The 12,339-nt window shown below is 68.6% G+C and carries 12 protein-coding genes and 1 pseudogene; 11 read left to right on the top strand and 2 right to left on the bottom strand.

Annotation, left to right across the window (positions count from 1 at the left end; translation table 11 throughout):
- Positions 1–9 precede the first annotated feature (9 nt).
- The 10 genes from JWP83_RS08600 (at position 10) to JWP83_RS08555 (ending at position 9,651) form a co-directional block, all read left to right on the top strand.
- A complete protein-coding gene (locus JWP83_RS08600) occupies positions 10–1,395 on the top strand; it encodes a glutamate decarboxylase (protein ID WP_297728659.1) in 1,386 nt (461 codons plus the stop codon).
- 102 nt (positions 1,396–1,497) lie between these two features.
- Positions 1,498–2,664, top strand: a complete 1,167-nt coding sequence (gene alr, locus JWP83_RS08595) for an alanine racemase (RefSeq protein WP_297728610.1) — start codon at positions 1,498–1,500, stop codon at positions 2,662–2,664.
- A gap of 52 nt (positions 2,665–2,716) precedes the next feature.
- On the top strand, positions 2,717–3,769 hold the full coding sequence (locus JWP83_RS08590) for an alpha/beta hydrolase (RefSeq protein WP_297728607.1): 1,053 nt from the start codon (positions 2,717–2,719) through the stop codon (positions 3,767–3,769).
- The gene (gene tsaE / locus JWP83_RS08585; RefSeq protein WP_297728605.1) at positions 3,762–4,223 is read left to right on the top strand and encodes a tRNA (adenosine(37)-N6)-threonylcarbamoyltransferase complex ATPase subunit type 1 TsaE; all 462 of its coding nucleotides are present in this window, start codon (positions 3,762–3,764) and stop codon (positions 4,221–4,223) included. The genes JWP83_RS08590 and tsaE overlap by 8 nt, the downstream gene beginning before the upstream one ends.
- A 71-nt stretch (positions 4,224–4,294) precedes the next feature.
- Positions 4,295–4,924, top strand: a complete 630-nt coding sequence (gene tsaB, locus JWP83_RS08580) for a tRNA (adenosine(37)-N6)-threonylcarbamoyltransferase complex dimerization subunit type 1 TsaB (protein ID WP_297728602.1) — start codon at positions 4,295–4,297, stop codon at positions 4,922–4,924.
- Positions 4,921–5,388, top strand: coding sequence for a ribosomal protein S18-alanine N-acetyltransferase (rimI, locus tag JWP83_RS08575; protein ID WP_297728599.1), 468 nt, complete (start codon positions 4,921–4,923; stop codon positions 5,386–5,388). Before tsaB ends, rimI begins: the two co-directional genes overlap by 4 nt.
- 6 nt (positions 5,389–5,394) lie before the next feature.
- On the top strand, positions 5,395–6,420 hold the full coding sequence (tsaD, locus tag JWP83_RS08570) for a tRNA (adenosine(37)-N6)-threonylcarbamoyltransferase complex transferase subunit TsaD (protein ID WP_297728596.1): 1,026 nt from the start codon (positions 5,395–5,397) through the stop codon (positions 6,418–6,420).
- 252 nt (positions 6,421–6,672) lie between these two features.
- Complete coding sequence (gene groES / locus JWP83_RS08565; RefSeq protein WP_297728593.1) at positions 6,673–6,975, top strand: co-chaperone GroES; 303 nt, start codon at positions 6,673–6,675, stop codon at positions 6,973–6,975.
- Between the two features lie 89 nt (positions 6,976–7,064).
- Positions 7,065–8,687 carry a chaperonin GroEL gene (groL, locus tag JWP83_RS08560; RefSeq protein WP_297728591.1) on the top strand — a complete coding sequence of 541 codons (1,623 nt, stop codon included), beginning with the start codon at positions 7,065–7,067 and terminating at the stop codon, positions 8,685–8,687.
- 394 nt (positions 8,688–9,081) lie between these two features.
- A complete protein-coding gene (locus JWP83_RS08555; protein WP_297728589.1) occupies positions 9,082–9,651 on the top strand; it encodes a thioredoxin domain-containing protein in 570 nt (189 codons plus the stop codon).
- 349 nt (positions 9,652–10,000) lie between these two features.
- On the opposite strand, the gene JWP83_RS08550 is transcribed toward JWP83_RS08555, so the two are convergent.
- Together JWP83_RS08550 and JWP83_RS08545 are read right to left on the bottom strand one after the other, a co-directional pair.
- Positions 10,001–10,732, bottom strand: a complete 732-nt coding sequence (locus JWP83_RS08550; RefSeq protein WP_297728586.1) for a superoxide dismutase family protein — start codon at positions 10,730–10,732, stop codon at positions 10,001–10,003.
- Between the two features lie 622 nt (positions 10,733–11,354).
- Positions 11,355–11,663, bottom strand: a complete 309-nt coding sequence (locus JWP83_RS08545; protein ID WP_046184677.1) for a WhiB family transcriptional regulator — start codon at positions 11,661–11,663, stop codon at positions 11,355–11,357.
- 355 nt (positions 11,664–12,018) lie between these two features.
- Between JWP83_RS08545 and JWP83_RS08540 the strand changes: the two are divergent.
- A pseudogene (locus tag JWP83_RS08540) lies at positions 12,019–12,339 on the top strand (hypothetical protein); the annotation flags it as partial.

Raw genomic sequence — 12,339 nt, 5'->3', positions numbered from 1 at the left:
GGATCCGCCGTGCCCCTCCGCCATCCGTCCGTGCCGGCGCACTCGATCGCCCCCGCCTACACCACCCGCATGTTCACCACGCCGATCCCCGCGCTGCGGCTGCCCGAGGAGTCGATGGATCCCGACGCCGCCTACCGATTCATCCACGACGAGCTGATGCTCGACGGCAGCTCGCGGCTGAACCTGGCCACTTTCGTCACCACCTGGATGGATCCCGAGGCCGGGCAGCTGATGGCCGAGACGTTCGACAAGAACATGATCGACAAGGACGAATACCCGGCCACCGCGGCCATCGAACAGCGCTGCGTCTGCATGGTGGCCGACCTGTTCCACGCCGAGGACCTGCGCGACGACGACCCGTCGAGCGCCGTCGGCGTGTCGACCATCGGCTCCAGCGAGGCGGTGATGCTGGGCGGGCTGGCCCTGAAGTGGCGCTGGCGCCAAAAGCTCGGCAAACGCTGGGAGAAGCGCACCCCCAACCTGGTGATGGGCTCCAACGTCCAGGTGGTCTGGGAGAAGTTCTGTCGCTACTTCGACGTCGAACCGCGCTACCTGCCGATGGAGGAGGGGCGCTACGTCATCACCCCCGAGCAGGTGATCGACGCTGTCGACGAGGACACCATCGGCGTGGTGGCGATCCTGGGCACCACCTACACCGGTGAGCTGGAACCCGTCGCCGAGATCTGCGCGGCGCTGGACAAACTGGCATCCGGCGGCGGCGTGGACGTCCCGGTGCACGTGGACGCCGCCAGCGGGGGATTCGTGGTGCCGTTTCTGCACCCGGAGCTGAAGTGGGACTTCCGGTTACCCCGGGTGGTCTCGATCAACGTCAGCGGCCACAAGTACGGGCTCACCTACCCCGGCATCGGGTTCGTCGTGTGGCGCAGCGCCGAGCATCTGCCCGACGAGCTCGTCTTCCGGGTCAACTACCTGGGCGGCGACATGCCGACCTTCACGCTGAACTTCTCCCGCCCCGGCAACCAGGTCGTCGGCCAGTACTACAACTTCTTGCGGCTGGGCCGCGCGGGCTACACCAAGGTGATGCAGAGCCTGTCGTGGACCGCGCGCTGGCTGGGTGAGCAGCTGCGCGAAGCCGACCACTGCGAGCTGATCTCCGACGGTTCGGCGATCCCGGTGATCAGCTTCCGGCTTGCCCGCGGTCTCGGCTACACGGAGTTCGACGTCTCCCACGAGCTGCGCGGGTACGGCTGGCAGGTGCCCGCCTACACCATGCCCGACAACGCCACCCACATCTCGGTCCTGCGCATCGTGGTGCGGGAAGGGCTTTCCGCCGACCTGGCCCGCGCGCTGCACGACGACACCCGCGCGGCGCTGGCATCGCTGGACGAGCTCAAGCCCGGCGGGCACTACAAAGCTCGGCACTTCGCGCACTGATTCTCGGCGTCCAACGTCGACGTGTTGGGCCGATCAGGCCCAATTCTGGGCATCGAGTCGACGCTCGACGACGCTTGGTGCGGTTCTGGGACAATGGCGGCCGTGGCTGCTACCCCGATATCCCTGACGCCGGGCGTCCTCGCCGAGGCGGTGGTGGACCTGGGCGCCATCGCGCACAACGTGCGGGTGCTGCGCGAGCACGCCGGTGGCGCGCAGGTGATGGCCGTCGTCAAGGCCGACGGCTACGGGCATGGCGCGACCCGGGTCGCCCGCGCGGCGCTGGCCGCCGGGGCGACCGAGGTGGGTGTCGCCACCGTCGACGAGGCGCTGGCGCTGCGCGCCGACGGAATCACCGCGCCGGCGCTGGCGTGGCTGCATCCGCCCGGCAGCGACTTCGGGCCGGCGCTGCTGGCCGATGTGGAGATCGCCGTGTCCTCGGTGCGCCAGCTCGACGAGGTGCTGGACGCGGTGCGCCGGACCGGGCGGACGGCGACGGTGACCGTCAAGGTCGACACGGGACTGAACCGCAACGGCGTGGCCCCGGCGGACTACCCGGCGATGCTGACCGCGCTGCGCCAGGCCGTCGCCGAGGACGCCATCCGGCTGCGGGGGCTGATGTCGCACATGGTGTTCGCCGACCAGCCCGAGAACCCCATCAACGACGTTCAGGCCCAACGATTTTCCGACATGCTGACGCGGGCGCGCACCGAAAACGTGCGGTTCGAGGTCGCGCACCTGGCGAATTCGTCGGCCACGATGTCGCGCCCCGACCTGGCCTTCGACCTGGTGCGCCCCGGTATCGCGGTGTACGGTCTGAGCCCCGTGCCCCAGCTCGGCGACATGGGACTGATCCCGGCGATGACGGTGAAATGCGCCGTCGCGCTGATCAAGTCGATTCGCGCCGGCGAGAGCGTGTCGTATGGACACACCTGGACGGCGCAACGCGACACCAATCTGGCGCTGATGCCGATCGGCTACGCGGACGGCGTGTTCCGCTCGCTGGGCGGGCGCGTGGAGGTGCTGATCAACGGCAGGCGGCGGCCCGGCGTCGGCCGCATCTGCATGGACCAGTTCGTCGTCGACCTGGGGCCGGGGCCGGTCGATGTGGCCGAGGGCGACGAGGCGATCCTGTTCGGGCCCGGCACCAGTGGCGAACCCACCGCACAAGACTGGGCCGACCTGCTCGGCACCATCCACTACGAAGTGGTCACCAGCCCCCGGGGGCGGATCACCAGAACCTATCGCGAGGCCGAAACCGTTGAGCCCTGACAAGACCCGCAGGCGCCACAGGGGCAGGGCTTGGCTTGCGGGGGGCGCCGGGGTGACCGCCGTCGCCACCATCGTCGGAGCCTCTGCCCGCCGGACGATGACCCAGCGCGCCCCCCTGCTCGAAGACCCCTACGCCGATGAGGATTTCGAGACGCTGGACCGTGACCGCAGTTATGTGGTGACCGCCGACGACGGTGTGCCGCTCGCGGTCCGCGAAGCGGGACCGGCGGACGCGCAGGTGACCATGGTCTTCGTTCACGGATTCTGTCTGCGGATGGGCGCCTTCCATTTTCAGCGGACCCGGCTCCCCGATCGATTGGGTCCACGCGTCCGGATGGTGTTCTACGACCAGCGCGGCCATGGGCGCTCAGGTGAAGGCGCGCCCGAGACCTACACGCTGACCCAACTGGGCCACGACCTGGAATGCGTGCTGAAGGCCGTCGCACCCCGCGGGGTGATCGTGCTGGTCGGCCATTCGATGGGCGGCATGACAGTGTTGGCGCACGCCCGGCAGTACCCCGACCGGTACGGCAGCCGGATCGTCGGCGCCGCAATCATTTCATCGGCCGTCGAAGGGGTTTCCCGATCGCCCCTGGGCGAGATCCTGAAAAACCCCGCGCTGGAAGCGATCCGGTTCACCGCCCGCTCGGCGCCCAAGCTGATCCACCGCGGCCGCAACGTGTCTCGCTCGCTGATCGGCCCGATTCTGCGGGCCGCGTCCTACAGCGACATGCAGGTGAGCCGGAGCCTGGATGCGTTCTCCCAGCGGATGATGAACGGCACCCCCATCCCCACTATGGTGGGCTTCCTGGAAGCCCTGGAAAAACACGACGAAACCGCCGGGCTGTGGACGTTGCTCAAGGTCCCCACCCTGATCGCATCCGGTGACCATGACCTGATCACCCCGGACGAATACTCGCGGAAGATGGCGGCCTCGCTGCCGCGGTCCGAGCTGGTCATCGTCACCGGGGCCAGCCACCTGGCGCTGCTGGACAAGCCCGAGGCCATCAACGACGGGCTGGTCCGGCTCGTCCACCGGGCCGTCCCGGGCAAAGCGGCCCTGCGGTACCGGCGACTCCGGGAAAGGTTGCGGCGCCGTGGCTGACGGGCAGGGCACCGCCACGTGCGAACGCGTCGAGGACACCGTCGCGCTGGGCTCGCGGCTGGGCAGGCAGTTGCGGGCGGGCGACGTGGTGGTGCTGTCCGGTCCGCTCGGTGCCGGAAAAACGGTGCTGGCCAAGGGCATTGCCGCGGCGATGGACGTCGAGCGCCCGGTCACGTCGCCGTCGTACGTGCTGGCGCGGGTGCATCCGCCGCGGCGACTCGGCGCGCCGGCGATGATTCACGTCGACATGTACCGACTGCTGGATCACGGCGGCGCCGACCTGCTGGGAGAGCTCGACTCACTCGACCTCGACACCGATCTCGACGACGCGGTCGTCGTGGTCGAGTGGGGCGAGGGCCTCGCCGAACGCCTCTCGGAGCGGCACCTCGACATCCGGCTGGAGCGGATTAGCCACTCCGACACCAGGATCGCGACCTGGCGGTGGGGCGCATGAGTCGCACCGGCGACGATGCAGAGCGGGGGGTGGGGGCAGCTCCCAGCCGCGAAGCGGCGAGGGGCAGAGCGGTGCGCATAAGCAATGTTCTCGCCCTCGACACCGCCACCCCGGCCGTCACGGCGGGCATCGTGCGGCTCTCCGATCAGGCGGTGCTGGCCGAGCGGGTCACCCTCGACGCCCGCGCGCACGCCGAGCGGCTGACCCCGAACGTGCTGGCCGCCCTCGCCGACGCGGGGCTGAGCATGGCCGATCTCGGCGCCGTCGTGGTGGGCTGCGGACCCGGCCCGTTCACCGGCCTGCGGGCCGGGATGGCGACCGCCGCCGCGTACGGGCACGCGCTGGACATCCCCGTGCACGGCGTGGGCAGCCTGGACGCCATCGGGGTGCGGACCACCGGCGACGTTCTCGTGGTCACCGACGCCCGCCGACGCGAGGTCTACTGGGCCCGCTACCGCGACGGAATTCGGACCGGCGGACCCGGAGTTAATGCCCCGGCCGACGTCGATCCCGGTCCCGCCGTGGCGGTCGCCGGCTCGCCCGAGCATGCCGCGCTGTTCGGCCTGCCGCTGAGCGTGCCCACCCACCCGACGCCGGCCGGCCTGGCGGCCGCGGTGCCCGACTGGTCGGCTGACCCCGCGCCGCTGGTCGCGCTGTACCTGAGGCGGCCCGACGCCAAGCCCCTGGCGGCCCCCCGATGACCGCCTGCAGCGAGCCCGTGACCATCGGCGAGTTGACGCCCGCCGACGCGCAGCGGTGCGCCGAGCTGGAGGCGTTGCTGTTCGACGGCGACGACCCCTGGCCCGCGGTGGCGTTCAACCGCGAGCTGGCCAGCAAGCACAACCACTACGTGGGCGCCCGCGTCGCCGGCACGCTCGTCGGCTATGCCGGCATCTCGCGGTTGGGCCGCATCCCGCCGTTCGAATACGAGGTGCACACCATCGGGGTGGATCCGGCCTATCAGAGCCGGGGCATCGGCCGCCGGCTGCTCGACGAGCTGCTCGATTTCGCCGGCGGCGGCGTCGTCTATCTGGAGGTCCGCACCGACAACGAGGCGGCCATCGCGTTGTACCGCAGCGCGGGATTCGCGCAGATCGGCGTGCGCCGGCGCTATTACCGGGTCAGCGGCGCCGACGCGTACACCATGCGTAGGGAGGCTCGATAAGTTCCTGTGATGAACATTCTGGCCATCGAAACCTCCTGCGACGAAACGGGAGTCGGCATCGCGCGCCTGGACGAGGACGGCACCGTGACGCTGCTGGCCGACGAGGTGGCGTCCAGCGTCGACGAACACGTCCGCTTCGGCGGCGTCGTCCCCGAGATCGCCTCACGCGCGCACCTGGAGGCCCTGGGGCCCACCATGCGCCGCGCGCTGGCGACGGCGGGCCTGACGAAGCCGGACGTCGTCGCGGCCACGATCGGGCCCGGCCTCGCCGGCGCCTTGCTGGTGGGAGTGGCTGCGGCCAAGGCGTATTCGGCCGCCTGGGACGTGCCGTTCTACGCCGTGAACCACCTGGGCGGACACCTGGCCGCCGACGTCTACGAACACGGGCCGCTGCCCGAGTGCGTGGCGCTGCTGGTGTCCGGCGGACACACCCACCTGTTGCACGTGCGGTCCCTCGGCGAACCGATCATCGAGCTGGGCAGCACCGTCGACGACGCCGCCGGGGAGGCCTACGACAAGGTGGCGCGGCTGCTCGGGCTGGGCTATCCGGGCGGCAAGGTGCTCGACGACCTGGCCCGCACCGGGACTTCCGCCGCCATCGCGTTCCCGCGCGGCATGACGGGCCCGGCCGACGACCCGAACGCGTTCAGCTTCTCCGGGCTGAAGACCGCGGTGGCGCGGTACGTGGAAAGCCACCCCGACGCCGCGACCGCCGATGTCGCCGCCGGCTTCCAGGAGGCCGTCGCCGACGTGCTCACCCTCAAGGCGGTGCGCGCGGCGACCGCGCTCGGCGTCTCGACCCTGCTGATCGCCGGGGGAGTGGCCGCGAACTCGCGATTGCGGGAGCTGGCCACGCAGCGCTGCGCGGCGGCCGGCCTGACGCTGCGCATCCCCAGGCCGCGGCTGTGCACCGACAACGGAGCGATGATCGCCTCCTTCGCCGCGCACCTGGTGGCGGCCGGGGCGGCGCCGTCGCCGCTGGACGTGCCCAGCGACCCGGGCCTGCCGGTGGTAAACGCGCAGGTGAGCTGACATTCGCTCAGCGTGCAAACACCAACACGCGAGAAGCACCGGGGCGGCCTTGAGTGCTAGCACTCGCATGTATAGAGTGCTAGGTGGCAATCGGCCAAGCCCTGTGTCGGCACCCGCGACGACGGCGCGAGGGTACGGAAGGATGCCGAATCACCTGATAATTCGGACGGTTCGGGGGCAAGCCCCGGACCGACCGCCAACTCCGGTCCGGGCACGCCCCGGACCCGACCCAAATAGTGGAGGGCTCCAATCGTGGCGAAGGTGAACATCAAGCCACTCGAGGACAAGATTCTCGTGCAGGCCAACGAGGCCGAGACCACGACCGCGTCCGGTCTGGTCATTCCTGACACCGCTAAGGAGAAGCCGCAGGAAGGCACCGTCGTCGCAGTCGGCCCGGGCCGGTGGGACGAGGACGGCGAGAAGCGGATCCCGGTCGACGTATCAGAGGGTGACACCGTCATCTACAGCAAGTACGGCGGCACCGAGATCAAGTACAACGGCGAGGAATACCTGATCCTGTCGGCACGCGACGTGCTGGCCGTCGTATCCAAGTAAAGAACCGTGTTCCGCCCCGGCGATCCCCGTGCGCAAGCCGGGCGATTTCCGGGGCGGCATGCGTTACAAAGCGGGGCTGAAGGAGCCGGATGAGCAAGCTTATTGAGTACGACGAAACCGCGCGTCGCGCCATGGAGGCCGGCGTGAACAAGCTCGCCGACGCCGTACGGGTGACGCTGGGGCCGCGCGGCCGGCATGTGGTGCTGGCCAAGGCATTCGGCGGACCGGCGGTGACCAACGACGGCGTGACCGTTGCGCGCGAGATCGACCTCGAGGACCCCTTCGAGAACCTGGGCGCGCAGCTGGTGAAGTCGGTGGCCACCAAGACCAACGACGTCGCGGGCGACGGCACCACCACCGCGACCGTGCTGGCGCAGGCGCTGGTCAAGGACGGCCTGCGCATGGTCGCGGCCGGCGTCAATCCCATCGCGCTGGGCGTCGGGATCGGCAAGGCCGGCGACGCGGTGTCCGAGGCGCTGCTGGCGGCGGCCATCCCGGTGTCGGGCAAGGAGGGCATTGCGCAGGTGGCCACCGTCTCCTCGCGCGACCAGCAGATCGGTGAGCTCGTCGGCGAGGCGATGACCAAGGTCGGCGTCGACGGCGTGGTCAGCGTCGAGGAATCCTCGACCCTGAGCACCGAGCTGGAGTTCACCGAGGGCGTCGGCTTCGACAAGGGCTTCCTGTCGGCGTATTTCGTGACCGACTTCGACTCCCAGGAGGCGGTGCTCGACGAGCCGCTGATCCTGTTGCACCAGGAGAAGATCAGCTCGCTGCCCGACCTGCTGCCCATGCTGGAGAAGGTCGCCGAATCGGGCAAGCCGCTGTTGATCATCGCCGAGGACGTCGAGGGGGAGGCCCTGGCGACGCTGGTCGTCAACTCCATCCGCAAGACGCTGAAAGCGGTCGCGGTCAAGGCGCCGTTCTTCGGTGACCGCCGCAAGGCGTTCCTCGAGGACCTCGCGGTCGTCACCGGAGGCCAGGTCATCAACCCCGACGCCGGCCTGCTGCTGCGCGAGGTCGGCACCGACGTGCTGGGCTCGGCCCGCCGCGTGGTGGTCAGCAAGGACGAGACCATCGTCGTCGAGGGCGGCGGCTCCAAGGACGCGGTCGCCAACCGCATCAAGCAGCTGCGCGCCGAGATCGAGAACAGCGACTCGGACTGGGACCGCGAGAAGCTGCAGGAGCGGCTGGCCAAGCTGGCCGGCGGCGTGGCCGTCATCAAGGTGGGGGCCGCCACCGAGACCGCGCTCAAGGAGCGCAAGGAAAGCGTCGAGGACGCCGTCGCGGCGGCCAAGGCGGCCGTCGAGGAGGGCATCGTCGCGGGCGGCGGAACGGCGCTCATTCACGCCCGCAAGGCGCTGAAGGAGCTGCGCGCGACGCTGAGCGGCGACGAGGCACTCGGGGTCGACGTGTTCTCCGGAGCGCTGTCGGCGCCGCTGTACTGGATCGCCACCAACGCCGGGCTGGACGGCGCGGTCGCGGTCAACAAGGTCAGTGAGCTGCCCGTCGGGCAGGGCCTGAACGCGGAGACGCTCGCCTATGGCGACCTGGTCGGCGCCGGCGTCATCGACCCCGTCAAGGTGACCCGGTCGGCGGTCGTCAACGCCGCGTCGGTGGCTCGGATGGTGCTCACCACCGAGACGGCGATTGTCGAGAAGCCGGCCGACGCGGAAGACCACGGTCACGGCCATCACCACGGCCACGCGCACTAGAACTAGTAGTTCGGAGCACCCCCGGTATTAACAGCCGGGGGTGTTTCGCGTGCGGCCGCTTTCGAGGCCGGGCAGCGGGGTGATCCACGCCGATGAAATCGACTTCCTGCACATCCGTGCAGGCGACGCAGGCGTCAATCACAGGCCTGCATCTAAGCGGTCAGGACCCCGCGGGATCAACAGCCCAACTCCTGCCTACCACCGTTGAGCACAATTTCGGCCTGGCAAGGGAGCGGACCGTTTGGGAGTACCGCGTGCACTGTCCGTCGGAGGTACCGCCAGGCTCGTGCGGAGGCAAATGGTGCTTCCCCGTCCCGCGAGGCGGAATCGACATCGGACGGCTTGCGCCGATGGGTCGAGGCTACGCCCGTGGACGGCGGGCAGCATGGTGGCTATGAATCCGAACCAGACCCTCGAAATCCCGGTCCCGCGCGGCGCCACCGACGACAAGACCGGCATTGCTGTCGGTACCGGCCCGGTGGACGTGGACGCCTACATTGACTTCCAATGTCCCTTCTGCAAACAGTTCGAGCTGGCTTCCGGCGACACTATTAACCTGCTGCTGGACCGGCAGGTGATTCGGTTCATCCGTCATCCGATGAACTTCCTGGACGCCGCATCGACGAACCACTATTCGACCCGCGCAGCTGCGGCGTCGGCAGCGGCGTCGGACGCCGGTCGATTCCACGAGTACGCCGACGCCCTGTTCGAAAACCAGCCTCCCGAGGGCGGTCCCGGCCTGACAGATGACCAGCTAATCGCTCTTGGCCAGGACGTCGGCATCACCGATCCCACGTTCGCCAAGGAGATCCAGCAGGGCAGATACCTTCCCTGGCCCAGCTTTGTGACTGAGCGCGCGACGGCGCGCGGCATCGGCGGCACGCCCAGCGTGTTTGTCCGGGGCATACCGGTTCCGGCCCGGCCGGATCTGATTGTGGCCGCGGTCACGCGCTTTCTGGGCTGACCTCAGCCGTCTGGCAGTGAAGGCGGTCCGGGTCGAGGCGGCACGGCGCACACCTACTGGAACGCCGGGCCGACCGACGCGAAACTTCTCGTGATCGTCTCGCTCGCCAACCGGATGGGATGGCTTTTATCGAGCACCACCGAGACGGCGGTGGTCGAGAAGCCGGCCGACGCGGACGATGACCACGGCCACGGCCATCACCACCACTAGGTAAAGCGGTTACGAATCACCCCGGTCTGCGCGGCCGGGGTGTTTTCGTTCATCGAGCGTGGGGCTCATGTACGAAAACGCCGCGGTTTCCATGCATGGGCCCCACGCTCGGCATCGTTGCGTCGCTTTAGGGTTCGCGTCAGCCGGGAGGAAGACTATTAGTCGTCAGGGTCTTCGTCGGCGTGGATGTGACGGTCGGCACGCTGGTGACGGTGACGGTACTGGTGCTGGTGCTCGTCGACGGCGGGGGCACGGCGGTCGTGGTGATGATCGTGGTGACCGTAGTGGTCGCGGTGGTGGACGAGGTCGTCGTCGAGGCCGCCGCGGCAATCACGCCGCAGGCCACCCGCTTGCCCGACTCACCAGTGGGGGTGTTGCCGAGATTATCCACGTCCTGGTGGATGACCAGTGCGGTACCCGAGGTGTTTCTCAGGTCCGCCGCGGTGAACGAGTTACTGGTAGTGACGAGTTTTGCCGCGCCGTCGGAGCGAACTTGCAACGCGGTCAGGTCGCCGCTGGCGGGATAGGCAGTATGACCCGGCGCCTGGTAGACGCCTCCCGCGGAGTTGAAGTCCCCACCCTCGCATTTGCCCACTGCGTGGATTTGGAGTCCGTGGAAACCGGGGGTCAGGACCTGGTTGGGGCCGGCTTCCACGGTCACCGTCGCGTAGCCGTTCGCGAAATCGAAGGTGGCGTTGGCGACCGAGGTCCCGTCGGCGCTCTTCAATTGCGTGGTCATCCGCTCCGCGCCGGACGCTGCGCTCGAGGACGGTGACGTGGTGGGTTGGCTGCCGGGCTGATTCGCGCAAGCGCCCAAGGGTGCAATGGTCGAGGTGAGCGCCGCGACCGCAAAGGCCACTTCCCTATTCATGGGCTGGGCCTACCCCGATTGGCCAATCTCAAACGGGGCCATCGGTCACGGCAAAATATGAAAGGCATGTGAACCGAGCCGAGCGGATCCTCTCCGCGCCGTCCTTGTGCGAGCGTGTGCGTTTGTGGTCTCCGAACCGCGGTTGGCAGAGGCGCTCAGGCAGGCGTCGAGCTACCTGTGGATAGCCGACGCGGCGGGCAAGGGGAATCTGCCCATGATGCAGTCTCTTTACAGCTTTGCGGCCCGGCAGATGGTTGCGTACACGGAAGATGGCGACGAGTGGCACCTCCGAGCTGCTACCGCCGCCGCGCACGACGCCACCAGAATGCACGACCTGCTCACCGGCCGCGTGCCGCGGGCACAGGCACGCCAGGCGCGCCGACGAACCTCTGAAGCGCGAACGCGACCCAGACCACACCATCACATCGCGGTGAGCAGCGCTCGACCATTCGGTTTGCCAACGCGTCGAGCATGTCCTCGCCCAAATCGATTGGTACAACCAGCCTCGGGGACTGGCGACCGGCGGCGCCGTCCTAGGCTGCGCGGGGATAGCCTCGTGGCTCGTGGTGATGATCGTCGCCGGCCGCCTGTTGGGCGCCGGGGTGCGCTAAGCCGGGGCTGATCAGGCCGAGCGGCGGATCCCGCGGGTGCGGCCGATGTCGCCCTTCAGCAGCAGGTCGCGCTCGGATTCCGAGAGGCCACCCCAAACGCCGTACGGCTCACCAACTTCCAGCGCGTGGGAACGGCATTCCTGGATCACCGGGCACTGCCTGCACATCTCCTTGGCGCGTTGCTCGCGCTGCATGCGGGCGCGGCCACGCTCGCCGTCGGGGTGGAAAAACATTGACGAGTCAACGCCGCGGCACAGGCCTTGCAGTTGCCAGTTCCAGATGTCGGCGTTGGGGCCAGGTAGCTGCTCCGGTTGTGGCATTGGATCGTTCCCTCTCTACACGGCACGCCCAGAAGATCAGGTTCGCGAAGCGATTGTGCAACCGATTTTGGAGTGGGGTCACCGATGACTACCCGTCAAAGGTAGAACTTAGGGGCGCCGATGAATTTCCGTCAATAGCCACTTAGCTCGCCAAAATATGTAAGCGTTGCAGCAGAATTAACTCGCCGTTCATCTGCCACCCATTTGTCGACCAAGGCCCGTGCTACCAGGCACTTGACCGGACCGAGATTTCCCAGCTCAGCGCGCCGGACAGTGGGGGGAGCAATTAGTACGCAACCGATGGTGATTAACAGTTCGGTAACACGGAGAGCACGAAGTGTTTACTACTATCACCGTGATTGAAACTGGTCACACTTCGGTGATTGAGCGCACACTGGCCGCCGCCGCGTTCGGGGAGCTACCCGGCACTTGGCCGCTGCCGGCGGCGAGCACGCCGGAGCAACTGTGGTGGCGGGCCGTCGCGGCGGGCGGGCAGGGCCGCTATGGCAGCGCCTATCGCGACCTGGCGGTGCTGCGACGCGGCGTTCCGGCGGACCGGTTGGTGTCGCTGGCCCACGGCACGCAGGGATCGTTCCTGCGCCAGCTCGGCTGGCACCGGCTGGCGCGGGGCTGGGACGGCCGCGCGCTCGCGCTGGCCGGCGCTGATCCCGAGGCC

The organism is Mycobacterium sp. (genome assembly GCF_025965855.1).
Lineage (GTDB): Bacteria > Actinomycetota > Actinomycetes > Mycobacteriales > Mycobacteriaceae > Mycobacterium.
Note: the sequence above shows the minus strand (reverse complement) of the source record. Positions and strands in the feature narration are given on the sequence as shown.

Bases quoted from the DNA above. Each gene is read 5' to 3' on its own strand.
- rimI (WP_297728599.1), top strand. From the start codon at position 4,921: ATGACCGCCTGCAGCGAGCCCGTGACCATCGGCGAGTTGACGCCCGCC.
- groL (WP_297728591.1), top strand. From the start codon at position 7,065: ATGAGCAAGCTTATTGAGTACGACGAAACCGCGCGTCGCGCCATGGAG.
- JWP83_RS08555 (WP_297728589.1), top strand. From the start codon at position 9,082: ATGAATCCGAACCAGACCCTCGAAATCCCGGTCCCGCGCGGCGCCACC.
- JWP83_RS08550 (WP_297728586.1), bottom strand. From the start codon at position 10,732: ATGAATAGGGAAGTGGCCTTTGCGGTCGCGGCGCTCACCTCGACCATT.
- JWP83_RS08545 (WP_046184677.1), bottom strand. From the start codon at position 11,663: ATGCCACAACCGGAGCAGCTACCTGGCCCCAACGCCGACATCTGGAAC.